Annotated in this window: 25 protein-coding genes and 1 pseudogene; 11 read left to right on the forward strand and 15 right to left on the reverse strand. The window is 72.6% G+C overall.

Translation table 11 applies throughout. The annotated features are described in order from the left end of the window. Nucleotides 1–23: 23 nt before the first annotated feature. Complete coding sequence (locus P696_RS58280) at nt 24–962, reverse strand: MinD/ParA family ATP-binding protein (protein WP_026414005.1); 939 nt, start codon at nt 960–962, stop codon at nt 24–26. An 894-nt stretch (nt 963–1,856) separates the two neighbouring features. On the opposite strand from P696_RS58280, the gene P696_RS58840 reads away from it, so the two are divergent. Next, a complete protein-coding gene (locus tag P696_RS58840) occupies nt 1,857–1,991 on the forward strand; it encodes a hypothetical protein (protein ID WP_281174975.1) in 135 nt (44 codons plus the stop codon). A gap of 1,881 nt (nt 1,992–3,872) precedes the next feature. Here P696_RS58840 and P696_RS59385 read toward each other — a convergent pair. From P696_RS59385 to P696_RS47210, 5 genes and pseudogenes are all read right to left on the reverse strand, one after another. Next, a pseudogene (locus tag P696_RS59385) lies at nt 3,873–4,166 on the reverse strand (conjugal transfer protein); the annotation flags it as partial. An 84-nt stretch (nt 4,167–4,250) separates the two neighbouring features. Then, entirely contained in the window at nt 4,251–4,541 is a 291-nt protein-coding gene (locus tag P696_RS0121865; protein WP_026414008.1) for a hypothetical protein, read from the reverse strand. A gap of 63 nt (nt 4,542–4,604) precedes the next feature. Continuing rightward, nucleotides 4,605–5,618 carry a conjugal transfer protein gene (locus tag P696_RS0121870; RefSeq protein WP_026414009.1) on the reverse strand — a complete coding sequence of 338 codons (1,014 nt, stop codon included), beginning with the start codon at nt 5,616–5,618 and terminating at the stop codon, nt 4,605–4,607. A 648-nt stretch (nt 5,619–6,266) separates the two neighbouring features. Beyond that, nucleotides 6,267–7,358 carry a redox-regulated ATPase YchF gene (gene ychF / locus P696_RS0121875; RefSeq protein ID WP_026414010.1) on the reverse strand — a complete coding sequence of 364 codons (1,092 nt, stop codon included), beginning with the start codon at nt 7,356–7,358 and terminating at the stop codon, nt 6,267–6,269. Nucleotides 7,359–7,392: 34 nt separating this feature from the next. Then, nucleotides 7,393–8,430, reverse strand: a complete 1,038-nt coding sequence (locus P696_RS47210) for an alpha/beta hydrolase (RefSeq protein ID WP_051467976.1) — start codon at nt 8,428–8,430, stop codon at nt 7,393–7,395. 132 nt (nt 8,431–8,562) lie between these two features. Between P696_RS47210 and P696_RS0121885 the strand changes: the two genes are divergently transcribed. Beyond that, entirely contained in the window at nt 8,563–9,945 is a 1,383-nt protein-coding gene (locus P696_RS0121885; protein ID WP_026414011.1) for a DNA recombination protein RmuC, read from the forward strand. A gap of 56 nt (nt 9,946–10,001) precedes the next feature. Then, entirely contained in the window at nt 10,002–10,538 is a 537-nt protein-coding gene (locus tag P696_RS47215; protein WP_051467977.1) for a DUF6542 domain-containing protein, read from the forward strand. 152 nt (nt 10,539–10,690) lie between these two features. On the opposite strand, the gene P696_RS0121895 is transcribed toward P696_RS47215, so the two are convergent. Further along, a complete protein-coding gene (locus tag P696_RS0121895) occupies nt 10,691–11,662 on the reverse strand; it encodes a 4-hydroxy-3-methylbut-2-enyl diphosphate reductase (RefSeq protein WP_026414012.1) in 972 nt (323 codons plus the stop codon). 327 nt (nt 11,663–11,989) lie between these two features. On the opposite strand from P696_RS0121895, the gene P696_RS52780 reads away from it, so the two are divergent. After that, a complete protein-coding gene (locus P696_RS52780; RefSeq protein ID WP_051467978.1) occupies nt 11,990–12,790 on the forward strand; it encodes a DUF8129 domain-containing protein in 801 nt (266 codons plus the stop codon). A 158-nt stretch (nt 12,791–12,948) separates the two neighbouring features. After that, entirely contained in the window at nt 12,949–13,485 is a 537-nt protein-coding gene (locus P696_RS0121905) for a hypothetical protein (protein ID WP_157429840.1), read from the forward strand. On the opposite strand, the gene P696_RS0121910 is transcribed toward P696_RS0121905, so the two are convergent. Beyond that, the gene (locus tag P696_RS0121910) at nt 13,470–14,456 is read right to left on the reverse strand and encodes an ArsR/SmtB family transcription factor (RefSeq protein WP_026414014.1); all 987 of its coding nucleotides are present in this window, start codon (nt 14,454–14,456) and stop codon (nt 13,470–13,472) included. The genes P696_RS0121905 and P696_RS0121910 overlap by 16 nt on opposite strands. Nucleotides 14,457–14,513: 57 nt before the next feature. On the opposite strand from P696_RS0121910, the gene P696_RS47225 reads away from it, so the two are divergent. Next, nucleotides 14,514–15,779, forward strand: a complete 1,266-nt coding sequence (locus P696_RS47225; RefSeq protein ID WP_051467979.1) for an MFS transporter — start codon at nt 14,514–14,516, stop codon at nt 15,777–15,779. A gap of 105 nt (nt 15,780–15,884) precedes the next feature. Here P696_RS47225 and P696_RS0121920 read toward each other — a convergent pair whose 3' ends face one another. Beyond that, nucleotides 15,885–16,847 (reverse strand): ArsR/SmtB family transcription factor, encoded by a 963-nt coding sequence (locus tag P696_RS0121920; RefSeq protein ID WP_026414015.1) that lies wholly within the window; start codon nt 16,845–16,847, stop codon nt 15,885–15,887. Between the two features lie 57 nt (nt 16,848–16,904). Between P696_RS0121920 and P696_RS0121925 the strand changes: the two genes are divergently transcribed. Continuing rightward, a complete protein-coding gene (locus tag P696_RS0121925) occupies nt 16,905–18,197 on the forward strand; it encodes an MFS transporter (RefSeq protein ID WP_170026544.1) in 1,293 nt (430 codons plus the stop codon). 66 nt (nt 18,198–18,263) lie between these two features. Here the strand turns inward: P696_RS0121925 and P696_RS47230 are convergent, their stop codons facing one another. Further along, nucleotides 18,264–19,505: an MFS transporter gene (locus P696_RS47230; RefSeq protein WP_084337926.1), complete on the reverse strand. Its 1,242-nt coding sequence runs from the start codon at nt 19,503–19,505 to the stop codon at nt 18,264–18,266. Nucleotides 19,506–19,562: 57 nt separating this feature from the next. Then, the gene (locus P696_RS0121935; RefSeq protein WP_026414017.1) at nt 19,563–20,006 is read right to left on the reverse strand and encodes a MarR family winged helix-turn-helix transcriptional regulator; all 444 of its coding nucleotides are present in this window, start codon (nt 20,004–20,006) and stop codon (nt 19,563–19,565) included. 103 nt (nt 20,007–20,109) lie between these two features. Between P696_RS0121935 and xseA the strand changes: the two genes are divergently transcribed. The 3 genes from xseA (at nt 20,110) to P696_RS0121950 (ending at nt 22,123) form a co-directional block, all read left to right on the forward strand. After that, nucleotides 20,110–21,324: an exodeoxyribonuclease VII large subunit gene (gene xseA, locus P696_RS0121940; protein ID WP_026414018.1), complete on the forward strand. Its 1,215-nt coding sequence runs from the start codon at nt 20,110–20,112 to the stop codon at nt 21,322–21,324. Between the two features lie 148 nt (nt 21,325–21,472). Continuing rightward, nucleotides 21,473–21,841: a hypothetical protein gene (locus P696_RS0121945; protein ID WP_026414019.1), complete on the forward strand. Its 369-nt coding sequence runs from the start codon at nt 21,473–21,475 to the stop codon at nt 21,839–21,841. A 39-nt stretch (nt 21,842–21,880) separates the two neighbouring features. After that, complete coding sequence (locus P696_RS0121950) at nt 21,881–22,123, forward strand: exodeoxyribonuclease VII small subunit (protein ID WP_026414020.1); 243 nt, start codon at nt 21,881–21,883, stop codon at nt 22,121–22,123. A gap of 55 nt (nt 22,124–22,178) precedes the next feature. Here the strand turns inward: P696_RS0121950 and P696_RS0121955 are convergent, their stop codons facing one another. Together P696_RS0121955 and P696_RS0121960 are read right to left on the reverse strand one after the other, a co-directional pair. Further along, a complete protein-coding gene (locus P696_RS0121955) occupies nt 22,179–22,931 on the reverse strand; it encodes a DUF4245 domain-containing protein (protein WP_026414021.1) in 753 nt (250 codons plus the stop codon). A gap of 14 nt (nt 22,932–22,945) precedes the next feature. Continuing rightward, a complete protein-coding gene (locus P696_RS0121960) occupies nt 22,946–23,572 on the reverse strand; it encodes a TetR/AcrR family transcriptional regulator (protein ID WP_026414022.1) in 627 nt (208 codons plus the stop codon). Between the two features lie 156 nt (nt 23,573–23,728). On the opposite strand from P696_RS0121960, the gene glpX reads away from it, so the two are divergent. Beyond that, the gene (gene glpX / locus P696_RS0121965; RefSeq protein ID WP_026414023.1) at nt 23,729–24,763 is read left to right on the forward strand and encodes a class II fructose-bisphosphatase; all 1,035 of its coding nucleotides are present in this window, start codon (nt 23,729–23,731) and stop codon (nt 24,761–24,763) included. A 412-nt stretch (nt 24,764–25,175) separates the two neighbouring features. On the opposite strand, the gene P696_RS0121970 is transcribed toward glpX, so the two are convergent. Continuing rightward, nucleotides 25,176–25,442, reverse strand: coding sequence for a hypothetical protein (locus P696_RS0121970; RefSeq protein ID WP_026414024.1), 267 nt, complete (start codon nt 25,440–25,442; stop codon nt 25,176–25,178). A gap of 214 nt (nt 25,443–25,656) precedes the next feature. Further along, nucleotides 25,657–25,977: a hypothetical protein gene (locus P696_RS0121975; protein WP_026414025.1), complete on the reverse strand. Its 321-nt coding sequence runs from the start codon at nt 25,975–25,977 to the stop codon at nt 25,657–25,659. Between the last annotated feature and the right edge of the window lie 158 nt (nt 25,978–26,135).

Below are 26,135 nucleotides of genomic sequence, written 5' to 3' on the forward strand. Positions count from 1 at the left end.
TCCGGCCGAACCTGGCTCGGGGCTCATCGGGCGGCCTCCTGCTGCTGCTCGGTGTATCGCTCGGGCACGTCGGCGAACCCGCCGGCGACCACACCGGCGAGGGCGAGATAGGCACGCCGCGTCGGCGCGCGCAGCGCCTTCAGCTCGTTGCGCGGCGCACGGTCCATGCTGAGGTGATCGTCCCACGGGATGCGGACCAGCGCTCGGCACCGGCCCCGCGCCACCGCCTCGGCTTGTTCAACATCGTCCATGCTGCGGCGGCTCACCCCGTTGATCACCGTGACGGCCCGGTGCCGCAGGTCGGCGTACCCGTGGCCGTCCAGCCACTCGTAGGTCATCGCGACCGCGCGCGGGGCGTCCGCGCTGGCCGGCGCCACGAGGACGACCTGGTCGGCGTACGGCAGCACGCGCGCGACGACGGCGGCGGCGGCGTCCAGCAGGGTCACCGAGTAGAACTTGTCGATCGTCCGGATCGCGAGGGCGTAGTCGCGGTCGTCCAGCGCCTGGAGCGGGTTCTTCCCGGCCGCGATGACGTCCAGCCCGGATTTGGCCTGCGAGGTGTACCGGCGCATCGCGGTCAGGCTGCCGATCTGGTCGGCGCGCGTGATGAGCCCGGTCAGCGTCTCGTTGGTCTCGCTGCGCGTCCGCCGCGCGAGCGCGCCCGGCCCGGGGTTCACGTCCACGGCCACGATCGGCTCGCCGTTGTGCTGCGCGAACGTGTGCCCGAGCATGAGCGCGGTCACCGTCTGCCCGGCCCCACCCGTGCACCCGAGGACGACGATGTGCCGCGACCCCTGGAACGGCTGCTGGAGCCGCTGCTCGTACTCGGCGTCCGCGTCACCGTGCCCGCCGCCGACCGCGTGGAACAACCGGCGCAGCCCGCCGCTGGTGACCTCGTGCTCCGGATCCGGCGGCGTGATCGCGGGCTCCGGAGCGCGCGGCGCCTCGGGCGGCGGCGGCAACGGCCGGGGCCGCACCGGCGACGTCGGCCCCGACCGCACAGGCCGAGGCGGCGGCGCATCCCGCACCACCTGCGCCTCCGCCCCCGCAGGCGGAACGTCCAGCCCAGACGGACCGCCCTGCCCAGACGGACCAGCCTGCGCGGACGGACCAGCCTGCGCGGACGGAACGGGTTGTGCGGACGCTGCGTGCTGCGCAGGCCCTGCCGGTTGTGCAGGCCCTGCCGGTTGTGCAGGCCCTGCCGGTTGTGCAGGCCCTGCCGGTTGCGCGGTCGCTGCCGGTTGTGCGCTCGGCGGCGGCGCGGGCGGCGGCACGTCCTGCCGCTGCACGGGCGGCCACGGCGCGGGCCGCGACAACTCCTCCGACCAGGGCCGGGGCTCCCGCCCCCGAACCGGCCGCCACTCCCCCACACCAGCAGGCCGCTCGCCCGTCCGCGCCGGACGTTCATCCGCGCCATCGGCTGCCGGACGCTCCGCTTCGCCAGAGCTCACCTGCCCGAACGCGCCGGGCACGACAGGCTCCGTCCGCCGGACGACGTTCCCGCGAGCGACGAGCTTGTCCCCTTCCTCGGGGACCGCGCGCGGCTTCGAGGCCTCATCGTCCGCCGCAGGCTGCAGCGAAATATCGGGCCGGGTGGGCGCCGGCTGCCGAGGAACATCCGGGCGGGTGCCAGACACCTGCTCCGAACGCTCCCCCTCACGCCCTCGCACCGAAGACGCCTCCGCCCCGTCCCGCAGGGCCTCCGCCCAAGCGGCCTCACCAGCGTCCGTGTCCTCAGGACGCGCGAACGACGCAGGCACTCCCAAACGCCGCTCAGGCGCACCCATGTCCCGCGCTGCGGACGAGTCCGACGAGCCATCCCCCTGAGCCACGCGCTCGGGCCCCGACTCACCACCGTGCCGCGCCGATTCGGCGGGCCCACGTCCCGCCGCCGCAACATCCCGCCGCACCACCGGCCGCGCAGGCACCGCAACCTCACCCGCAGCCTGCCCAACCCGAGGCCCACGCGGAGCGTCCTCAACGCCCTGTGACGGGAACGCCTCCGCCGACCGTTCGGCCTCCACCTCCTGCCCCGCGTCAGCCTCCGCACTCCCGCGCGAGCCCCGCCCCAGGCCATCACCCGCCGATCGCCCAGTGCCCGCAGGAACCTGTGAACCCGCCGGACGCTCGTCCTCGCGCGCTCCCTGCGGTGCCAGCGCATCCGGCACGCGTTCTGCCTCGCGTGGTTCCTGTGCCGTGTTTGCTTCCGCAGTCACGCGTGAGCCCGGCTCCAGGCCACCAGCCTCCGGTTGCCTGGTGCCAGAGCCCGCAGGCACGTCTGCACCCGCCAGGCGGCCGGACTCTTGGGGCTCCTCGTGCGCGGACGCGCCTTCCGGCGCGCTCGCACCAGACTCGCGGTCCAGGTCGGCCGCCGCTGGCGGAGCAACCGCATCGGCGCTGGCGGAGAGCTCATGCTTGGGCGCGCCCTGAGTAGCGGACGTGTCCGCTTCCGCGTTCGCGCGCTCCTCGGTGCCACTCGCCCCGACTTGCGCGGTACGTGAACCGGAAGGCAGGTCCGAACCCGCCGATCGGTCGTGCCCGCGCGGACTCTGCGGCAAGGACGTGTCGGCTTCGTGAGTCGTGTGCGGGTCTTGTTCGGGGCCACGGGCTCCCGGTTGCGCGGTGCGAGGGCCTGGAGAAGGCACGTCCGCGCCAGCCCGACGCTGGGATTCGTGCGAAGGCTCCGGAGCGGTTGCAGCTTCGGGCGCGTTCGTGGAGGAGGTGGGGGCCTCGGCAGCCTGCGGGGGCACTGGCGGTGCGAGTTCGTTGGTTGCTGGTGTGTGCTCCGGCTCGCGTGTCCCCCGGCGCGCGGACGTGTCCGTTCCCGTGTTGGGGCCGGGGGCGCTGGGCTGGGTTTGCGCAGCGGGGGGAGGGACGGGCAACGCCGGGGTTTCCGTGCTCGCCTCGCGCTGGGGACCGGGCGTGTTCGGACGGGGGGCGCGTTGGAGGGCGCCTGGGCCTGGTTGCGTTGTGCGCGGGCGCGCGGGCGGCGTCGGCGCTTGAGCGTGCTCGCGCTGCGGGGCGCTTGCGTTCTCCGTCGCGTCGGTTGCAGGCGCACGCGTGGGCTCGGGCGCTCCCTGAGCGGACGTGTCCGCCGGAGTGTTCGTGCGAGGTGCGTGTGTGAGTCCACCCGGTGCCGCAGCTTGCGGACGTGCGGGTGCCGTGGTCTCGGGTGCTTCCGCTGGGGTGTTCGGGCGGGGGCCGCGCTCGAGGCCGCGTGCTGGTGCGTTCGGGCTGGGGGTGCCCGGGACGTCGGGACGGGTCGGGGTGGCGCGGCGGCGGGCCTGGCCGAACATGGACGGAGGGCCGTCGGCGACCTGGGGCGGGATGCCCGGAGCCTGGTCAGGCCCGGACGCGTCGACCTCGGCGGTCGGCTCGGACGGGTGTTGCGGGAGGTTCTGGGTGACGGTGTCCCAGAAGTCGGCGGGGGCGCCTGGGCGGCGGATGCCGGAGGCCAGGGCGCGCTTGCCGGAGTTCTGGGCAGTTGGTGATTCCAGCCGGGGGGTTGCGGGCGGGTGGTCGAAGTGCGGCGCGACGCCTGCGACACGGACATCGGCGTCCGCGGACGAGCGCGGACTCGCCTCGGCCACGGGCACGGACGAGGTCTGGGGGAAGGCGGGTTCGGCGAACGCGGGTTCCCTTGGCGCCTCGTTGAGGGACGGGGCGTGGGACGGAAGGCGTCGGGTCAGGCCGGCGGGGACGCTGACCGGCGGCGCCGCGGGCGCGGCCTCTTCGACCTGGGGACGGGACTTGCGCGACCGGCGGGCGGCCTTGATGGCGGCGCGTTCGGCGGCGTGGTCGGCGCGGCGCCAGACGCGTCCGACGACGACGACCTCGCGGGGCTCGCGGATCGGGGTCAGGCGGCACCAGGTGCGGGGCTCGGAGAGGTAGCGCGAGTGCGAGAGCAGCAGCTCGGTGAGCCGCTTGCCCTCGATGACCGGACGCGTCGCGAGCCAGGTCAGCAGCCCCGGGGGGACGATGTAGAGGACGTGCCAGGGGGTCTTGAACGGGATGCCGACCAGCCGCAGCATCAGGATCCACGGGATGAACACCCCGGCGAACACACCGATCTGGACCAGCGGCAGCGGCATGGGCAGCCGCAGGTCGTACAGCTTGTACAGCCGCTTCTCGATGCGCCAGATGTTCGTGTACGTGGGTAGATCCACGCCCCTACTCCCCTTTGACTGCGCTGGGCACGGTGTCGCCTCCCGGGCCCCGGACCGCGCGGGCCCGGGACCGTCCTGGCGGGACTAGGTCAGGTTCACCCCCAGCGCCTTGGCGATCGCCTTCGCGGTGGTCTCGATGATGTTCGGGACGTAGAAGACGACGCCGATCGCGACGGCCAGCACGATGAACTGGACGAAGCGGGTGATCTCCCGGGTGAACAGAAAGAAGATGGCGACAATGGAGACGATCACCAGGAAGAGCGGCCCGAAGATCTGGCGCAGCCAGTCCGCGAGCTGGTCCGTCCGGAGTTGGTCGTTGTTCGCGGGCGCCGCCAGAATCTGGTCGGGAATCGACGCCATGAGGTGGTGCAGCATCGACTGCTTACCTTCCTGGTTCGGCTGAGGTCGGTTCTTTTACGAGGGTCACGTCGGGGACTTTCATGATGCGTTCGGTTGGGCCGTGCCACGAATGTCGTGCACGTACCAGGTGCCGTTCTTCTTCACCATGGACAGGTCGTAGGTCTGGTCGAGCTCGCCGCCGACGGCGCCGCCCGCGGCGGGCATCTGCCAGCCGACGGTGACGGTGACGGTGCGGGCGTCGACCGCGCCCTGGGGTGCGATGATCTCCCTGACCTGCACGAAGGTGACCGAATCGGCGAGCCCTCGGATCGGGGGGCCGTCCGAGAAGCGCTGCAGCGCCGTCTGGTCGCTGCGCGCGTATGCGGAGAAGAACGCGGCCATGACCGAGGTGAGCTCGGATTCGAGGGCGCCGTCGCGGTCGCGGACGCCGGCGGCGGGGAGGCCGGCCTTCGCGGGCGGGGGAAGCAGCGCCGGCCGCGCGGAGACGACCATCGCACCGTTCTTGGAGTAGACCGGGACGGCGAGCCGGAACCACTTGCCCTGCGTGCCGGCGACAACGGTGACGATGGCATTGTCGGCGTCGCGGACGTCCACTCCCGCGACCTGGGCGGAGGTGAGCTGCAACTGGCCGACATTGTTCCAGCCGAATTGCGCGGACGCGCCCTCCGGAACGAACGCCTTCAATTGCTGGGCGCGCGCCTCGGCGGTGCGCGGATCGTAGTTCAGGTACACGTGCGCGAACTGGAGCGCGAACGCCCCGGCCGCGGTCGTGGGGAAGCCGTGGGCGGACGAGCCGGACCCGCCAGCGGACGGGGTGCCCTTCGCGGTGAACCGCTCGAACGGCGCGCGCACGCCGTTCACCAGGATCACGATGATCAGGGCCCAGAGCACGGCGCGGCCGAGCCACACCCACCAGCGGCCCCCGGAACCGCCCCAGCGGCCGCCGCGCGCGGAGCCGCCGCCGCGCCGGGACCGGCGGCCGGACGCCGCCTCCCAGGGGTCGTCGGCCGGCCCGAGGGCGTGCTCGGACGGTCCGGCGCCGTCGACGCCGGCGGGCTGGTGGCCGTCTGCCACGGCCGACCTGCGAGCCATCCTGCCTCCGCTCGCGCCGTCCGTCGGTCGGCGCGCTCTGTGTGTGCCTGATCCCTGCCGATGTGGGCCATTCCGAACCCACCTCGGGCCCAGCGTAACCACGAGCGTCAATTGTTCCAGCGCATCGCGGGGAAGCACAGTCCCGGCGCGCGGTTGTGGATAATGCAATCCACCTCAGCAGGAACGGGGAAGATTGCCAAACGGTGACGATCCCGTATCGCCGACTCCGAACGGCGCGCGACACCCCGTTTCGGACAAGCACCCCGGTACGGGAGGTGCTTGGTGACGTCTGAAGATCGACTACCGAAATCTCCTGACGGGAAACCCGTCATCGTGTCCGGTTCACGACAGAGCGCATCACCTGGGCGTTCTACGGGATACCCCGTGCACGCAGGAGGGACGACCCGAACACGAACGGGAGTGGACGGAACCACCCGAAGGGGTCCGTCCACTCCCGTGCGCCACCGTCCGCCGCCGGGACCGATCCCGATGACGGACTTCCGTTTTTGTACCAATATGTCCGAGATGGCCATCCCGCCACACCACGGGAACCCGGACGCCCCGGCAAGGTCAATCCACCCCTGAGGCCACCCCCAAGGCAGCCCCACCGCGTGCCCACGACGCGCCCACGGCGCGCCCAGGGGACGGTCAGACGTTGAAGCGGAACTCCACGACGTCGCCGTCCTGCATGACGTACTCCTTGCCCTCCATGCGCACCTTGCCCTGGGTGCGGGCCGTCGCCATGGTTCCGGCGGCGGCGAGGTCGTCGAAGGAGACGATCTCGGCCTTGATGAAGCCGCGCTGGAAGTCGGTGTGGATGACGCCGGCGGCCTCCGGAGCGGTCGCGCCCTTGGGGATCGTCCAGGCGCGGGTCTCCTTGGGACCGGCGGTCAGGTAGGTCTGCAGGCCGAGGGTGTCGAAGCCGATCCGGACCAGCTGCGACAGGCCGGACTCCTCCTGGCCCATGCCCTGCAGCAGCTCCAGCGCCTCGTCGTCGGGCAGCTCGATCAGCTCGGCCTCGATCTTGGCGTCCAGGAAGATCGCCTCGGCGGGCGCGACCAGCTCGCGCAGCCGGGTCCGCAGGGCCTCGTCGGCGAGCTCCTCCTCGTCCAGGTTGAAGACGTAGAGGAACGGCTTGGCGGTGAGCAGGTGCAGCTCGCGCAGCAGGCCCAGCTCGATGCCCGCCTTGTCCGCGCCGGCGAACAGGGTGACGCCCTCGTTCAGGATCTTCTGCGCGTTCTGGACGGCGTCCACGACGGCGAGCTGGTCCTTGTCCTTCTTGGTGCGCGCCTCCTTCTCCAGGCGCGGCAGGGCCTTCTCGATCGTCTGGAGGTCGGCGAGGATCAGCTCGGTGTTGATCGTCTCGATGTCCCGGGAGGGGGCGACGTCGCCGTCGACGTGCGTGACGTCCGGGTCCTCGAAGGCGCGGATGACCTGGCAGATCGCGCTCGTCTCGCGGATGTTGGCGAGGAACTTGTTGCCCAGGCCCTGGCCCTCGGACGCGCCCTTGACGATGCCCGCGATGTCCACGAACTCCATCGTGGCCGGGAGGATCTTGGCGGACCCGTAGATCTCCGCCAGCCTCTCCAGCCGGGGGTCCGGCACCCCGACCACGCCGACGTTGGGCTCGATGGTCGCGAAGGGGTAGTTCGCGGCCAGCGCGTCGTTCTTGGTCAGCGCGTTGAACAGGGTGGACTTGCCGACGTTGGGCAGTCCCACGATTCCGATGGAGAGGCTCACGGCCGCAAGTTTATGGGCCCGCGCGGACGCTCGGTCACGCGCCCGCGTTGGCGAGGAACTCGGCGATGTGGCGGAAGGCGGCCCTGCCCTCGGGGACGTACTCGGAGAACACCGGGAAGACGTGCGCGAGGCCGTCCCATTCCTGGTAGACGCTTTTCACACCGGCGGCGAGGGCTCGCTCATGCGCGTCGCGTGTGTCGTCCCGGAGGATCTCTGTGCTGGACGCCACGAACAGCATGGGCGGCAGGCCCGTCAGGTCCGCGCGCGCAGGAGCGTGGAGCGGGTCGTCGTCCAGTTTGCCGTCGCAGTAGGCGCGTCCGAGCCAGGCGAGGTGCTTGGCCGGGATGAGGCAGTCGGTGCGTTCGTTCGTCCGGTGCGATTCGGCACCGCACAGGAGGTCGACCCATGGGGACAGGCACACCGCGGCCTCGGGGAGCGGCAGTTCCCGCTGCTTCAGCGCGAGCAGCAGGGCCATGGCGAGGTGGCCACCGGCCGAATCGCCCCCGACCGCGATGTTCTCGGGTCTGTAACCGCGCGCCAGCAGGAACTCGTAGGCCGTGACCGCGTCCTCCAGGGCGTCCGCAGGGGTGTGCTGAGGGACGAGCCGATAGTCCAGGGTCAGGGCGACCCGTCCGGTGGCGGCCGACAGGCGCCAGCTGAACGGCCTGTACAGGCGCGGCCCACCGAAGAAGTAGCCGCCGCCGTGCAGGTAGAGGAAGACCTTGTCCTCGTCGGGGGCTCCCGCGCGCGTCCACTCGGCCGTGCACGTCCCCAGGTCCTGCGGTACGAACGAGACGGCTCGCGGGTTGCTCTGGGCGTAGGCCAGCAGGGCGGTGGCCCGCTGCACCCGCAGCAGACCGGCGTCGGTCTGCGGGCTGCCCTCCCAGAACGACCGGAGGACCATGCGGATGACCTTGTTCGCCACGCGCGCCTGGAGGCTCGGCGGCCCGCCGGGCTCCAGCGAGAGGGAGCGGGCGACGCTCCGCTGGGCCCTGGTGGACGCGACGGGCCGGACGGTCCGCCGGGCCGAGGAAGGGGAGGGGGCCGGGGCGGAGTCGGGGGCGGGCGGCATGGCCACTCCTCGCGGGGACGTCACAGACCTAAGTACACAATGAGTCTAATAGTCCGGACATCCCGGACCCCGCTCGCCCGCGGCCCGGCGCGTCGCGCTCGCGCGTCCCGGCTCCGCTGTCACGATTGACGGATGGATCTCGCCCTGCTCACCGGTCTGCTCCTCGGGGCCGTCCTCGGCGTGGTGGTCGGATACGCCCTCGCCACCGGCCGGCAGGGGGCCCTGATCGCACGCGCGAAGGCGGCCGAGGAGAAGCTCGCCTACGCCGAGGAGCGCATGGCCGAGCACTTCGAGAACCTCTCCGCCAAGGCCCTGGACGCGTCCAACCAGCGGTTCCTGGAGCTGGCGGACGCCCGGCTCAAGGTCGCCGGGGCCGAGGCCGCGGGCGAGCTGGACCGCCGCAAGCAGGCCGTCGAGCACCTGGTCGCGCCGCTGCGCGAGACCCTCGCCAAGGTCGAGGAGCAGCTCCGCGAGGTCGAGACCGGACGCCGCGAGTCGCACGCGATGCTCGCCAAGCAGGTCGAGTTCGTCCGGCAGAGCGGCGACCAGCTGCGCACCGAGACGCGCGCCCTCGTGCGCGCGCTCCAGCGGCCCGAGGCGCGCGGACGCTGGGGCGAGCTGCAGCTCCGCCGCGTGGTCGAGCTGGCCGGGATGACCCACCACTGCGACTTCGACGAGCAGGCGTCCGCGACCACCGAGGACGGCACCGTGCGGCCGGATCTGGTCGTCCGGCTGGCGGGCGGCAAGAACATCATCGTGGACAGCAAGGTCTCCCTCGCCGCCTACCTGGAGGCCGCCTCGACCGGCGACGCGTCCGACGAGCGCGACCGGCTCGACGCGCACGCGCGGCACATCCGCGACCACGTGGACCGGCTCGCCGCGAAGACCTACTGGCAGGCGTTCAGCCCGGCGCCCGAGTTCGTCGTGCTGTTCGTCCCCGGCGAGGCGTTCCTCGCGCCCGCGCTCGACCGCGATCCCGCGCTGCTGGAGTACGCGATGCGGCGGCGCGTCCACATCGCCACGCCGACCACGCTCATCACCATGCTGCGCACGGCGTCGTACGCGTGGCAGCAGGAGGCCCTCTCGCGCAACGCGCGCGCGGTGTTCGACCTCGGCAAGGAGCTGTACGAACGGCTCGGCACCATGGGCCGCCACGTGGACGAGCTGGGCCGGTCCCTCACCGGGGCCGTCCGCGCCTACAACCGGACGGTCGGCTCGCTGGAGACCCGCGTCCTGGTGTCCGCGCGGCGGCTGAACGAGCTGGGCGTCGTGGAGGACCGCCTGGAGGCCCCGGCGCCCGTCGAGGACGCTCCGCGCCCCCTGTCCGCCGCCGAGTTCACCGAACCCGCGAACGGCCCTGGACAGGGCCCTCGGAACGGTCCCGAAAACGGCGACGGGGCCGGTTCCGGCGAGGGCGCCGAAGTGCGCGCGCACCCCGCCCCGGCCGCGGAAGCGGTAGGTTTCGGCGGACGGGCCATCCCTGATCAACACGATCGGCGAGAGAGGTGGCAATGAGTACTTCGACGGTTCGTGAGGCGCCGGACGGCGTCTCACCGGGGCCTGGGGGTCCAGTGCGGCAGAACGCCTCCTCGCGCCGGTCGTCCCGGTCGTCCCGGTCCGCCGGGCCCTCCGGCCCAGTCACCCTCACCGGACGCGGCGGCGTGGCGCTCATCCTCGCCGCCGCCCTGCTCGGGGCGCTGCTGGCGCGCTGGGTCGACGTCTCGCTGCTGGCCGGGGGCCTGTTCGTCGCGGGCTGCGTGCTCGCCGCGCTGCTGACCCGCGCGGCCGATCTGCCGACGCTGGTGGTGAGCCCGCCGCTGGCGTGCTTCGCCGCGACCGTGGTCGCCGAGCTGGCCGCCGACAGCGGTCCGCTCAGCCGGACGATGTCCCTGGGCATGCTGAGCGCGCTGGCCGGGATCGCGCCGTGGCTGTTCCTCGGCACCCTGCTGGCGCTCGGCATCGCGATCCCGCGCGGCCTGCCCGGGGCCCTGCGCGACATGCGCGTTCGCCTGGCCCGGGGACGCACCCTCGCCGAGGACGACGACGTCGACCCCGTCCGCTGGGAGGAACCGGCGAACCGTCCCCTCCCCCACGGCGACGTCGACTAGCTAGGCCACTTCAGCCAAACCGTCCCCGCCAGGCCGGTTCGACCGGCCCGTTCCCGCTTGGCCAGTTCGACCAGGCCGGTTCCGGAGGGGCGGGCGGGTGCTTCCCGGCCGAGCGCCCGTTCGCGGGGCGAGAGGGCGCTCTCGCGGGTCGGTCAGATCGCTTCCACGGGGAGGCGGAGGTCCTTGCGGAGCTCGTGCGGGAGGGCGAAGCGCATGCTCTCCGGGACGGACTCGATCTCCTCGACCTCGCCGTAGCCGCGCTCGGCCAGCCAGGCGAGGACGCCCTGCACCAGCTCGTCGGGCACCGACGCGCCGGAGGTGACGCCGACCGTGTCGACGCCCTCCAGCCAGGACTCGTCGATCTGCTCGGGGTAGTCGACCAGGTGGGCGTCGTCGGCGCCGTGCTCCTTGGCGACCTCGACCAGCCGCACCGAGTTGGACGAGTTGGTCGAGCCGACGACGATCACCAGCTGGGACCGCGCGGCCATCTGCTTCACCGCGACCTGGCGGTTCTGGGTGGCGTAGCAGATGTCGTCGGACGGCGGGTCCATCAGCTTGGGGAAGCGCTCGCGCAGCTTGTCGACCGTCGCGATCGTCTCGTCCACCGACAGGGTGGTCTGGGACAGCCAGGCGACCTTCTCCGGGTCGCGGACGGTCACGTTGGCGACGTCGTCCGGGCCGTCCACGAGGTGGATGTGGTCGGGGGCCTCGCCGGTGGTGCCGATGACCTCCTCGTGGCCCTCGTGGCCGATCAGGAGGATGTCGTAGTCGTCCTTGGCGAACCGGACGGCCTCCTTGTGGACCTTGGTCACCAGCGGGCACGTCGCGTCGATGGTGCGCAGGTTCCGGCCGGCCGCCTCGTCGTGCACCACGGGGGCGACGCCGTGCGCGGAGAACACCACGATCGCGCCCTCGGGGACCTCCTCGGTCTCGTCCACGAAGATCGCGCCGCGCTCCTCGAGCGTCCGGACGACGTGCACGTTGTGGACGATCTGCTTGCGCACGTAGACCGGCGCCCCGTACTTCTCCAGGGCGATCTCGACCGCCTGGACGGCCCGGTCGACGCCGGCGCAGTAGCCGCGCGGCTTGGCGAGCAGGACACGGCGCTGACTGGTGGAGGTCATGCCCCTATCGTACGAGCCGTCCCACGCGCCCCGGACCGGCTCCACGGGACCCGCACGGCCCCGGCACCGAACCCTCACCGCGGGACCGGGCCGACCTGCCCCGCCCGGCGGACCCGGTGCGGGAGAGGCCCCGGTGAAGCCCGCACTGTGACCCACCCCACGGGCTTTCTTGGACGGAATTCCAGTAGCCGGGTGACCGTTATCGCGGTAATGGGGCAGAGTTGGGATGGACAGACGGCGTGCCCCAGCCGACGCCCCGCACGTGCGCGCCCGACCGGCCACCGGCCCCCGGCCTGGCCGGCGGGGGCGGCAGGAGGAGTGACAACGATGACGAGATCACCGCGCCGCCTCAGGGAGCAGGTCCGGGAGACCGTCGGCGAGCAGGTCCGCGACCTTCCGCTGCACGCCGTCCGGCTGGCCATGTTCGGCGTCGGCCGGGCCCTGCTGCTGAGCGACCGGGTGACCCGGGACTACAAGGAGATCACCGAGGGCGCCGGGGTGAAGCCGGTGCTCGGACGGCTCCGCCACGACGTCCAGCACACGGCGGTGTCCGTGGTCGGCACAGTGGTCGAGCGGGTCCGCGGAGCGGACGAGGAGCCCGAGCCCGCCCCACGCACGGCCCGCACCCGCACGACGCCCCGTCCGGCAGCGCGTCCGGCGGCGCGGACCGCCGAGCGCCCGGCCGAGCGTCCGGCGCCGCGTGACAAGGAGATCTCGGTGGGCAAGCCCGCCGCCGCTCCCCGTCCCGCGCCGGAGCCCGCCGACGCCAAGCCCGCCACTCCGGCCGCCGACCGCACCGAGGCGACGCCGAAGCCGGAGCCCAAGGCCGCCGCACCGAAGCCGAAGGCCGAGGCGACGCCGGAGCCCAAGGCGGAGACGAAGCCCGCGCCCAAGGCTGAGGCGAAGCCTGCGGCCAAGCCCGCTGCTGAGGCCGAGGGGGCGAAGGCCGAGGAGTTGCCGGTGCCGGACTACGACTCGGCGACGCTTCCGCAGCTCCGCGCCCGCCTGCGCGGCCTGACGGCCGACCAGGTCAGGCTGCTGCGCGAGTACGAGCGCGCGCACAAGGCGCGTCCGGAGATCGTCCGCATGTACGAGAACCGGATCTCCAAGCTCAACGGCTCGCACTGACCGAAACGCTCTCGAGGCCCGTCCGAACCTGGATTCGGACGGGCCTCGACGCGTGTTCGGGCCCCCGACGTGGGTCTCCGCGGGTTCCCTCCCACGGGGGATGATGATCACCCGCCGGGGGGAGGCGGACGGCCCGGGCCGCTGTGATCGTGGGCGGCATGAGGGTCTTTCGCGCCGCGCCGTCCGGCGGTCCCGCCGCCGTCCGGGTCAACCGCGTGACGGGGTACACGGCGTTCGGGTGGGTGCTGGTCTTCCTGGCCTGGCATGTGGTCTGGGCCGTCACGGGGCTCAACTCGCCCGATCCGTCCGACCATCACGGGGCCGCGCGGGTGGTGGCGACGGCGTTCGAGGTGATCGTGTTCGTCATGGTCGCGGTCGGGGTCGTCCTGCCGCTGGCGCTCGTCCAGTCGTGGGGACGCAAGGTGCCCTGGTGGATGCTGGCGACGGGCGCGTGGATCGGGTGCGTGCTGCTCAGCGCGCGCGGGATCAGCGGGGTCGCCGACACGGTCGTCCGCGCGGTGGGCGTCCTGCCTGACGGGCTGACCGGGCTGACGACGGAAGAGGTCTACGGGAGCCCGCATCCGACGGCCTGGGCGCGGTTCGCCGCCTCGGCCACGGACGTGATGTTCGCCGTCGGGGGTGTGGTGTTCGGGGTCGCGGCGGTGGCGTTCCGGCGCGTTCAGCGGACGAGTTGATCGCCCACCGGGCTGCGCATGTAGAGGACGGACCGTCCGGCGCGGGTGCGGTTCAGCAGGCCGCAGGCGTGCAGGGCCGTGAGGTGGCGGCTGATCCCGCCCGGCGTGACGCCGAGCCGCCGCGCGAGCTCCGTGGTGGACGCCGGGGACGCCAGCATGATCAGGAGACGCGTGCGGGGCGCGCCGAGCAGTTCGGTGAGCGCGGCGGCGCCTTCGGGGACCGCCTGGTCCCAGACGGCGCCGCGTCCGCGCGCGGGATAGGAGATCAGCGGCGGGAGGTCCTCGTCGATCATGGTGATCGCGCCGCGCAGGAACAGGCCCGGGACGAGGACGAGCCCGCGCCCGGCGACGTCCACGACGACTTTGCGCGCGGTGTCGCCTGGGATCACCACCCGGACGCGGCCGGGCGTCCAGGTGACCCGGTCGTCCAACTCGGCGAACAGGGCCGCCGCGCCGCCGAGCGTGAGGCGGCGGGCACGGTGGGCAAGGTCGGCCTCCAGGACGGCGCGCATACGCGGCCAGTAGGGCTCGATGCAGGCGTCCCAGTACGCCTCGAGCGCGGCGCAGATCCGTTCGAGGACGGCCGAGGGGTCGCCGGTCAGGGCGGGCGGGATGGGGACTCCCCGGTACGCGGCGTCCACGTCGTGCCGGTACGCGGCGGCGATGTCCCGCCGGACGACGTCCGGGGGCGTCGTCCGCAGGAGGGCGAGGTCGGACGCGAGATCGGTGACGATGCCGTCCGGGCGCGGGCCGAGGAAGTCCGGGTTCCAGCCGTGCGGGGCGAACAGCGCGTTCAGCACCTCGGTGTCGAGGGCGGAGTAGGCGGCGGCGGTCTCCCGGACCCATGGCAGGTGCTCGGGGTGCCGCGCGGGAAAAATCCGGGGCCGCAGGCTGAACACCAGCTCGAGCAGCGGCGACATCCCGAAGGACGTCTCGGCGAGGTCCTGGACGCCCAACCTGAACTCGTACATTGCCCCCCAGGGTAAATCCTTTCACCCGGGGCACTCCGCGGAGCTGGGATGGGCCGCATGACGATCACCCTCCCTCGCAGCCTGGCGGACGCCGCCGGGCATCCCGTGATCCGCGCGCTCTCGGCCGTGACGCTGGTCAACACGCTCGGCAACGGCCTGCTCATGACGACCGGCGCGCTGCTGTTCACCCGGGTCGTCGGCATGACGGCGTCCCAGGTCGGCCTCGCGCTCGCGCTGGGCGGCGTGTGCGGCATCCTGGCGGGCATCCCGCTGGGCCGGGTCGCCGACCGATTCGGGGCGCGTCCGACCGTGGTGGCGCTCCTGGCCGTCGAGGCGGTGCTCGTCCTCGGCTACACCCAGGTCCACTCGTTCTGGACGGCCCTTCCGCTGATCTGCGCCGTCATGTTCGTGGACCGGGGCGAGAGCGCGGTGCGCGGCGCGCTGATCGCCAAGGCCCTGCCGCCGGACCAGCGGGTGAAGGGACGGGCGTTCCTGCGGTCGGTGACCAACGTCGGCATCTCGCTGGGCGCCGTCCTCGCCTCCCTCGCGCTCGTCGCCGACACGCCCGCCGCGTACCGGACGGTCGTGGTGGCGGACGCCGTGACCTTCGTGATCGCGGCGCTCCTGCTGCTCAGGGTGCCCGCGCTGGAGCCCGCGCCGGGCGGCGAGCGGGCCGACGGCCGGGGCTTCGGCGCGCTCACCGACGTCCCCTACGTGGTGATCACCGCGCTGGCGGGCGCGCTGGTCATGCTGCAGGGCGTCCTGGAGATCGGCCTCCCGCTGTGGGTGACGCACCAGACGCACGCGCCCCGGGCGCTGATCTCGGCCGCCATGCTGCTGAACACGGTCATGGTCGTCCTGTTGCAGGTCAGGCTGAGCAAGGGATCCGACGATCCGGGTAGGGCGGCCCGCATGGCGCTGCGCGCCGGGACGCTGATCGCGGTCGGCTGCGTCCTGCTGGGCCTGTCCAAGGGCCTTCCCGCGTGGACCGCGACGCTGCTCGTGCTGGCCGCGGTCGCGGTCATGACGGTCGGCGAGATGCTGGGGGCGGCCGGTAGCTGGGCGCTCGGTTTCGACCTGGCGGACGAGCGGGCGCAGGGCGTCTACCAGGGCGTTTTCAACACCGGCTTCGCCGCCGGGCTGGTGCTGGGCCCGCTCGCCGTGACCCAGACGGGCCTGCGGTTCGGCCTGACCGGGTGGCTGGTCCTCGGCGGGATCTTCCTGGCGACGGCCGTCGCGTTCGTCCCGGCGACCCGCTGGGCCGTCGCGACGCGCCCGTCCGTCATGGGCCGCCCGTCCACGGCGACCGGCCCGGCCGCCTGACGGGTTCATTGACCGCTGGGCGTGGGCATTGACCGCCTGACGGATTCGTCGGCCGCGAGCGCGTTCATTGGCCGCCGGGGCGGGCTCGCTGGCCGCCGGGCGGGGTCAGCGGACGAGTTGGTCGCCGAGGGGGCTGCGCATGTAGAGGACGGACCGTCCCTCGCGGGTGCGGTTCAGGAGGCCGCTCGCGCGCAGGGCGGTCAGGTGGTGGCTGACCGCGCCCGGCGTGACGCCGAGCCGCCGGGCCAGGTCGGTCGTGGACGCCGGGGAGGCCAGCATGACCAGCAGTTTCGCGCGGCGCGCGCCGACGAGCCCGACGAGCGCGGCCGGGCCCGCGGGGACGGTGTCGTCCCAGACGGCGCCGCGTCCGCGCGCGGGGTAGGAGATCAGCGGCGGGAGGTCCTCGTCGATCATGGTGAGCGCGCCGCGCAGGAACAGGCAGGGCACGAGGACGAGCCCGCGTCCGGCGACGTCCACGACGCGTTCGGGCGCGAGCCCGGCCCGGATGACGAGCCGGACGAGGCCCGGCTCCCAGCTGACCCGGTCGTCCAGCTCGGCGAACAGGGCGGCGGCGCCGCCGAAGGCCAGGCGTCGCGCGCGGTGCACGAGATCGGCCTCCAGGACGGCCCGCATCCGCGCCCAGTAGGGCTCGACGCAGGCCTCCCAGTACGCCTCGTACGCCCTGCAGATCCGGTCGAGGACGGCGGCCGGGTCGCCGCCCAGCACCGGCGGGACCGGGACGTGCCGGTACGCCACGACGATGTCGCGCCGGACGACGTCCGGCGGCGTCCTCCGCAGCACGGCGAGGTCGTCGGCGATCTCGGTGACGATGCCGGTCGGGCGCGGGGTGAGGAAGTCGGGGATCCAGCCGTGCGGCGCGTTCAGGACGTCCAGCAGCTCGGTGTCGAGACGGGCGTAGGCGGCGGCCGTCTCCCGCACCCACGACAGGTGCTCGGGATGCCACGAGGGGAACGTGCGCGGACGGAGGCTGAAGGTCAGCTCGTACAACGGCGACATCGCGAAGGACGTCTCGGCGAGGTCCTGGACGCCGAGCCTGAACTCATACATTGAGGAAAAGCCTAAATCCATTCCGCGTCGCCGGGCCGCACGGCTGGGATGGGACGCATGACGACGCCCTCCCCCGGGTCCCCTGGCCCGCCGTCCCCGGCCCCTCCGTCCGCCGGTCCCCCGTCCACGAGCATGGCGAGCCTGGCGCGCAACCCGGTCCTCCGGGTGCTGTTCGCGGCGATGCTGGTCAACACGCTCGGCAACGGCCTGTTCATGACCATCAGCGCCCTGCTTTTCACCCGCGTGGTCGGGATGTCGCCGTCCCAGGTCGGCTTCGCGCTGGCGTTGGGCGGGGTGTTCGGCATCGCGTCCGGGGTGCCGATGGGACGCGTCGCCGACCGGCTCGGGGCGCGTCCGACGGTGGTGGCGCTCCTGGGCGCGGAGGGGGTGCTGGTCCTCGGGTACACGCAGGTCCATTCGTTCTGGGCCGCGGTGCCGCTGATCTGCGGCGTCACCTTCCTGGACCGGGGCGCGACGGCCGTGCGGAACGCGCTGGTCGGGCAGGCGCTGCCCGCCGAGCTGCGGATGCCCGGCCGGGCGTTCCTGCGGATGGCGACCAACGGCGGCGTCGGCATCGGGGCGGCGCTGGCGTCCGTCGCGCTGGTCGTGGACACCCCGGCCGCCTACCGGACGATCGTGGTGCTCAACGCGGTGACGTTCCTCGGGGCGGCGCTGCTGCTGACGCGGGTCCCGGCGGAGCGTCCGGCGCGGGACGCGACGTCCGGCGGGGGCGGCTTCCGCGCGCTGACCGACGTCCCGTACCTGGTCATCACGGTCCTGAGCGGGGTGCTGGTGCTGCAGCAGGGCATCCTCGAGGTCGGCGTCCCGCTGTGGGTGACGCGCGAGACGCACGCGCCGCGCCTGCTCGTCTCGGCCTGCCTGGTGCTGAACACGGCCCTGGTCATCGCGTTGCAGGTGCGGATGAGCCGTGGCGCCGAGGACCCGCGCGTCGCGGCCCGCGCGTGCCTGCGCGCCGGGACGCTCATGGCGGTCGGCTGCCTGCTGTTCGGCCTGTCCAAAGGCCCGGACCCGTGGACGGCGTCGCTCCTGATCCTGGGCGCGCTCGCCCTCCAGACGGTCGGCGAGGTGCTCTACGCGGCGGGGAGCTGGGCGCTCAGCTACGAACTGGCGGACGAGCACGCGCACGGCGTCTACCAGGGCGTCTTCAACAGCGGCTTCGCGGCCGGGGCGCTGCTCGGGCCGCTGGTCGTCACGCAGACCGCGCTGCGCCACGGCATGGACGGCTGGCTCGTCTTCGGCGGGATCTTCCTGGTGACGGCCGTCGCGTTCGTCCCCGCGACCCGCTGGGCCGCGGCGAACCGTCCAGCCTGGCGCGAGGCCCCGGCCTGACGGAGGACGGCCCCGGAGGTTCCGGGGCCGTCCTTCCATATGCGAGGGCCGGAGGGGGGCCGGTCCTCACGCCTCGGCGGGGAGGGGCTCGTCCTGGAAGGCGTGGTCGATGTCGACGCGCTCCAGCGACGCCAGGTGCCGCCTCCGGACGACCAGGATCCCGATCGCGACCGCGCAGCACAGCGCGCCCACGTAGTACGGGGTCGAGGCGCTGAACCGCTCGGCGAGCCTGCTGCCGAAGTAGGGCGCGAGCGCGCCGCCGAGCCACCGGACGAAGTTGTACCCCGCGGACGCGACCGGACGGGGACTGTCGGAGACCTCCATCGCCGCCTCGGTGAAGGCGGTGTTGTTCAGCCCGATCGGGATGCCGGACAGGATCGTGCTGACGATGATCCCGTTGTGCCCGAGGGTGGCCAGGCCGAGCTGGAACACGATGAGCAGGGCCAGTGCCAGGTGCATGACCCGGACGGTCCCGATCCGGCGCTGCAGGGCGGGTGCGGCGAACACCGACGACAGCGCGACCATCACGCCCCAGCCGAAGAACACCAGGCCGATGCCGTGCGCGTCCATGTGCAGGACGAACGGCGTCCAGGCCAGGACGGTGAAGAACGCGTAGTTGTAGAACAGCGCGGTGAACGCCGTGGTCGACAGGCCGCCGTGGCCGAGCGCGCGGATCGGCGCGGACAGCGGGGTCGGGACGGCGGGCTTCGGCGTCGGCTTCAGCAGGGTCGTGATCAGCAGGAACCCGACGGCCATCAGCAGGGCCGTCCCGAAGAACGGGAAGCGCCAGTTCATGTCGCCGAGCAGCGCGCCGAGGAGCGGGCCGAGCGAGATGCCGATGCCGAGCGCGGCCTCGTAGAGGATGATCGCCGACTCGGCCCCGCCGGACGCGGCGCCGACGATCACGGCGAGGGCGGTCGCGACGAACAGCGCGTTGCCGAGCCCCCAGCCCGCGCGGAACCCGACGAGCTGACCGACGGTGTCGGACGTCCCGGCGAGCGCGGCGAACACCACGACCAGGACGAGCCCGATCATCAGCGTCCGCTTCCCGCCGATCCGGCTGGACACCCAGCCGGTGACGAGCATCGCGACGGCGGTGATCAGGAAGTAGCTGGTGAACAGCAGCGACACCTGGCTGGGCGTCGCGCGCAGGTTCTCGGCGATGGCGGGGAGGATCGGGTCGACCAGGCCGATGCCCATGAAGGCGACCACGGCGGCGAAGGCCGTGGCCCAGACCGACATCGGCTGCCGGAGGAGACCGGCCCGTTCGGGGCGCCGGTGCGCGGTCTCCGCTGGCTCTGCGTTCATGGAACCTACCTTTCGGGGGACGGCCCCTCCCCGCCTCGCGCGCCGGACGCGCCGGGCTCAGGCGGCGGGCGCCGGACGGTCGGGATCGGCGAACAGCCGTCCGAGCAGGGGAAGGGCGGCGGTCAGGGTCCGCCGCTCCTGCTCGGACAGTTCAGCGAACCGCTGGACGAGGATCCCGATGCGGCGCTCCCGGACGCGGTGGAGCTGGACGCACCCCTCCGGGGTGATCCCGGCGGTGACGACGCGCGCGTCGGAGGCGTCCCGGCCGCGGACGACCAGGCCGTCCCGCTCCAGCCGGTTGACCAGCGCGGTCATGGTCGGCAGTTTCACGCCGTGCTCGGCGGCCAGCTCGGTCATCCGGCGAGGCCCGCCCTCCAGCGAGCCGAGCACCGACGCCTGCTGGCTGGTGACGGCCTGGTCGGCGTTGACGCGGCGCATCATCAGCACCATCTCGCGGAGCCGGGTGTTCAGCTCCTCGGCGAGCTCGCGGTCGGACTGCATCGGTCTCTCCTCTATTACTTAGCCATACTAAGTTAGTATGGCTAACTTTTCAACCCGGTGGTGACCTGCATCGTGCCGCCTCGGAACCGCCTAGGCTGCCGACATGGCGATGGAGACCTCGGCGGAGTCCCCCGTACCGGTCCGGACGGTGCTTTCAGCGGTCGGCGGCTGGATCGGACGGCTCGGAAGGATCTGGGTCGAGGGGCAGATCACCGAACTCAACGCGCGAGGCGGCACGGTTTACGTCACGCTTCGCGATCCGGTGGCGAACATGTCGGTCCCGGTCGTCGGCCGCCGCGAGACCTTCGCCGCCGCCGGGCCCGCCGTCACCGACGGAGCCCGCGTGGTGATCCACTGCAAACCGGACTTCTGGGTCAACCGCGGACGCTTCTCGCTGAGCGCGATCGAGGTCCGGCCCGTCGGCGTCGGCGAGCTGCTAGCCCGGCTGGAGCGGCTCAAGCAGCTGCTGGCGTCCGAGGGCCTGTTCCGGCCCGAGCGCAAGCGCCCGTTGCCCTTCCTGCCCGGACGCGTCGGACTGATCTGCGGACGCGACTCCGACGCCGAGCACGACGTCCTCCAGAACGCCCGGCGGCGCTGGCCCGCCGTCGAGTTCACCGTCCGGAACACCGCCGTGCAGGGGAGCAACGCCGTCCCGCAGGTCATGGACGCGCTGCGCGAGCTCGACGCCGACCCGCACGTCGACGTGATCGTCATCACGCGCGGCGGCGGCTCCATGGAGGACCTCCTCCCCTTCTCGGACGAGGCGCTGATCCGGGCCGTCGCCGCAGCCCGCACCCCGGTCGTCAGCGCGATCGGCCACGAGCAGGACAGCCCGCTCCTCGACCTGGTCGCCGATCTGCGCGCCTCCACCCCGACCGACGCCGCCAAGCGGGTCGTCCCGGACGTCCGCGAGCAGCTCCAGCTCGTCCGCCAGCTGCGGGACCGGGGGCGGCGCGTCCTGGTCGGCGGGGTCGAACGCGAGCTGCACTGGCTGTCGGCGATGCGCTCCCGTCCGGCGCTGGCCGACCCGGTCCGCGAGATCGAGCGGCAGGCCGAGCGCGTCGAGGCGCTGCGCGACCGCACCCGCCGGTGCCTCGCGTCCGCGCTGGACCGCTCGTCCGACCAGCTCTCCCACACGCGCGCGCGGTTGCTGGCCCTGTCCCCCGCCGCGACCCTGGCGCGCGGCTACGCGATCGTCCAGCGCGAGGACGACGGGGTCGTCCGGGACGCCAAGTCCGTCGAGGACGGCGAGGCCCTCGTCGTCCGGCTGGCCGAGGGACGCCTGGGCGTGACCGTCACCGAACGCGACCTGTCCTGAGTCCGAAACCCCGGCGGGCACGGGCACCACTGGCCGCCTCCGGCCTGGCCGTAGCCACTTCCGGCCTTCTCGAGATCTTGGAACGTTTGCGCAAGTAGGCGAATGTGGTCACGGACCACAGATCACCTTCTGCTCCGAGGAGGACGGAATGTCCGTACTGCGCTGGACTCGCCGGACGGCCCTGGCGGCCGGAACCTGCGCCGTGGCGTCCCTGGCCCTGGTCGCGCCCGCCCACGCGAGCGTCTCCCCCACGACCGTGGGGCCGACCGGGCGCTGCGCCGCGGTGGAGTTCACCGAGCTGCACGGCGGCCACGACTACATGCGCGCCAACCCCATCGTCGACTGGAACGGGGTGTGCCAGTTCGGGATCCACGACTTCTCGAACGGGGCGGACTACCCCACGAACGGCCCCGCGGAGACCCCCGCGCCCGGCATCTACGACGGCCCCGGCCACAGCGAGGCCGTCTACGTCCACGACCTGCTCTCCGACACCTGGGGCTGGGGACCCCGCAACTGAATCCGCCGAGCCGTCCCCGGCTGCCCCTAGGCTGGACGCGTGGCGGAAGCGAAGACGGAACAGAGCTATGAGCAGGCCCGGGACGAGCTGACCGAGGTCGTCCGGAAGCTGGAGGCCGGCGGCCTCACCCTGGAGGAGTCGCTGAACCTCTGGGAACGCGGCGAGAAACTGGCCGCCGTCTGCGAGGAGTGGCTGGAGGGCGCGCGCGCCCGCCTGACCGCCGCCATGAACGCCGAGGCCGCCGACACCGGCGACGCGTCCGACGCGGCGGCCCCGTTCTGACGCTCGCTCAGGAGCCCGTCCCGGCGGTCGCTCAGGAGCCGGTTCCGGCGACCGCTCAGGAGCGTTGCGTGGGGGCGGGCGTCACGACGCTGGTGCCGTTCTTGTCCAGCGGCTTCAGGGCGGCGGCCAGGACGGCCAGCTCGTCGTAGCTCGCGGTGCCGACGACCACGATGCTCACGCCGTCCGGCAGGGTGCGGGCGAGCGAGTTGGCCTTCTTGTCGCGGCGGAAGTAGGTGTCCCAGGTGATCCCGGACACGGCCCTGGTGCCGGTCGCGGCCTTGCTGTTGGTCATCCGGGGGACGTAGTCCTTGGCCTTCTCGTTGCTCTCCTCGAGCGCCGCGTACTGCCCGGACGGCGTGAGGAAGCCGAGGTGCCACTGGACGGGCTGGCCCTTCTCGCCGAGCCCGGTCAGCCGCGCGCTGGTGGCCCGCCAGCCCGCGGGGAGCCCCTGCGGGCCCCACGCCTGGTAGGGGCCGTTGTGCGCGAGCGCCCACGCCTGGGAGCCGTAGTCGACCGTCGGGAGCAGCTCCTTGTTCGACCGCGGCGTGATCAGGTAGATCACCCCGACCAGCAGCAGGCACGCCACGATCGCCGAGGCGAACCCGGCGAGCCCGGTGGTCAGCCGCTTGTACAGGCCGGGCGAGACCTGCACCGACGCGGGCTGCCCGGCGCCCTGAGCGCCCGCCGCGGCGGCGTCCGGACCGGTTCCCTCCGGGCGCGCGGACACGGCCGCGTCGCCTTCGGGGTGGGCCCCGGACGGGCGCGGCTGCTCGGACGTCGTCGTCGGGGCGGGGCTCTCGTCGCTCACCCCACCAGGATCCCCTACGGCCGGCGCTGCTCGGTACGGGGGTTCCTGATAGTGCCCACGATCGCCATGATGTCGTCGGCGAGCCGCCGCGATCCCTCGGCGTCGTCGCTCAGCGAGACCTCCGACACCGCGCCCGCCATGGCCCCGGTCAGGACGACGACCAGCGCCTCGTCCACGCCTCCGCCCTCGGTGTGGAACAGCGCGGCGTTGCGGCGGGCCCACTTGTTGAGCCGCTGCCGCATCACCCGGTCGAACCCGGGCGGGCCGTCGCCGGAGATGAACAGCCGGGAGACGTCCCGCTCCTCGATGCAGCCGTCCAGGTAGGCGCCCGCGCCCGCGATGAACTGCCGCATCGGGTCGGCCTCGCCCGCCTCCCGCACGGCGTTGATCGCCTTGCGGGTGCGCTCCTGCTGCCGGGCCTGGAACTCCTCGAACAGCGTGAGGTACAGGTCGGCCTTGCCGTTGAAGTGGTGGTAGAGGCTGCCGACGCTGGCCCCCGCCTTGGCGACGATGTCGGTGACCGCGGCCTGGGCGAAGCCCGCCTCACAGAACACGTCCCGCGCCGCCGCCAGCAGGGCTCCGCGCGTCGCCGCGCCCCGGTCCGAGGTGCGCGGCGGGGTCGTGTCGATGTCGCTGCTCATGTGCATAGAGATTACGCCGGACGATCGCGGGAGACGATCCCAACCAGGGGCCTTCCCGACCAAGGGCGTCCCGCGCTCTGGTCTGGTCCAATTTGGCCGCCGGTGCGGTAGCCACGGAGAATCCGGGTGAGCCATCGACCGAAAGGGCGTCTCGCCATGTCCGACGACACCATCGTCTCCTCTCCCCTCGTCACCGAGCCCGCCGCTCCGGACCGGAACCTGGCGCTGGAGTTGGCGCGGGTGACCGAGGCGGCGGCGATGGCCGCCGCGCGCTGGGTCGGCCGAGGGGACAAGAACGGCGCCGACGGCGCGGCCGTGAACGCCATGCGCCAGCTGATCAACACCGTGTCCATGAGCGGCGTCGTCGTGATCGGCGAGGGCGAGAAGGACAACGCCCCGATGCTCTACAACGGCGAGGCGGTCGGGGACGGCTCGGGCGCCGAGTGCGACGTCGCCGTCGACCCGGTGGACGGCACCCGCCTGACCGCGCTCGGCATGAACAACGCCATCGCCGTCCTCGCCGTCGCGCCGCGCGGCTCGATGTACGACCCGTCCGCGGTGTTCTACATGGAGAAGCTGGTCACCGGCCCCGAGGCGGCGGACGCGGTGGACATCGAGCGCCCGATCGCCGACAACATCCGCGCCGTGGCCCGCGCCAAGGGCTCCGCCGTGGACGACGTGACGGTCTGCATCCTGGACCGTCCGCGGCACGAGGGCATCGTCAAGGAGATCCGGGAGACCGGCGCGCGGATCAAGTTCATCCTGGACGGCGACGTCGCCGGCGCGATCATGGCCGCCCGCGACGGCACCGGCGTGGACCTGCTGCTCGGCATCGGCGGCACGCCCGAGGGCATCATCGCCGCCTGCGCGATCAAGGCCCTCGGCGGCGTGATCCAGGGCCGGTTGTGGCCGAAGGACGAGGCCGAGCGGCAGAAGGCCCTCGAGGCCGGGCACGACCTCACCCGCGTCCTGACGACCGACGACCTGGTCTCGTCCGACGACGTCTTCTTCGCCGCGACCGGCATCACCGACGGCGAGCTCGTCGACGGCGTCCGGTTCGGCAAGGGCCGCGCCCGCACGAGCTCGCTCGTGATGCGCTCCCGCAGCGGCACGATCCGGACGATCCACAGCGAGCACCAGCTGAGCAAGCTGCGCGCCTACAGCGCGATCAACTTCGACTCGGCGGTCTGACCCGGAGACCGCCGAGGGGCCCGGCGCATCACGCCGGGCCCCTCCTTTTCCGCAGGTCGGCACCACCCGCCAGGCGACTGTTCCTGCCATCGGCCATGCCTGGAGGCAGGTCAGGCTTGGCGGAAGCGGAAGCGGAAGCGGAAGCGGAGGCGGAGGCGGGGGTCGCGGTCGCCCAGGACGACCTCAGCGGCTCGCCCTCACCAGCGCGAGGAACTCCAGGTCGGGCAGGCGCTCCCCGGACGGGTCGGCGCCGCCCCTGCGAGGTCGCATCCAAGACATGCGGCGGATCTTAACGGCGAGATTCGGGACATATCGACGAATTATGCGCCGGTGGGGCGTGGCGTGCGCGGCGCACGCCACACCCGGAACGCGCAAGGCCCTCCGCGCCCCCAGGCGGCGAGGCGATGACGCGCTAGTGGCACGCTTCCTGGATCTTGTCCCGGTAGTAGAGCGGGAGCTCCTTGATCTGCTGGTTCTTGAGGATCGAATAGATCACGTCGTTGCGGGTCTGATCCCGCAGGCTGGGCGGCATCATCTCCGTGACCTGCTCGACGGTCTTGTCCTTGATGCTGTTGAAGTCGCACGACGCTGCGGGGGCGGTCTCCGCCTGAGCGGGCGTCGCGGCGGCGCCCAGCGCGAGCGCGCAGGCCGTCGCGAAGACCGCGGCACGGACGTTCATCTCCGTACTCCTCGACTCGGAAGACAGACAACGTCCCACAACTACCCACAGAAACAGATCAACTACCTGGAGTCGCGGTCGAGCGCGACGCCCCACCCCTCACTGTCACCTCACGGCCAGTCCGGGTGAGGAGCGACCGGCGCCCCGAACACACGGAGGGCGGACGCCGTCGGCGCCCGCCCTCCGCACAGCGCCCCTCATCGGGGCGGCGAACTCACTTCTTCTTCTTGCACGCGGTCTCGAAATCCTTCCGGACGCCCGCCGGAAGGCTGCTCAGCTTCTTGTGCTTGAAGGAGTTGAAGAGCGGGTGGGTCTTGAACCTCTGCTGGACGTCCCGGCTGAGCTTCGCGACCGCCTGCTCGATGGTGAGGCCACGCTGACCGAAGTCGCACGACGGGGCGGCGTGGGCGGACACCGCGTGGGTGGACGCGGCGCGGGCGGGCACGGCATGGGCGGACACCGCGTGGGCGGGGACCGTCGCGGTGCCCAGCGCCAGCGCGCAGGCCGTCACGGTGACCACGGCACGGACGTTCATCTACGAACTCCTTCACTCGGGAGACTCGGCAACGCCCTACAACTACCCAGGGTTCTCGCCCGGACACCGTGAGCGACCGACAAGGATCGGGTCGCGGATTTGTTGGTTATGCCGAGGTAACGGCCTCCCCGATTGCATGGCGTCGCACCACCCAGAAC

It is taken from the genome of Actinomadura oligospora ATCC 43269 (genome assembly GCF_000518265.1).
Classification (GTDB): domain Bacteria; phylum Actinomycetota; class Actinomycetes; order Streptosporangiales; family Streptosporangiaceae; genus Spirillospora; species Spirillospora oligospora.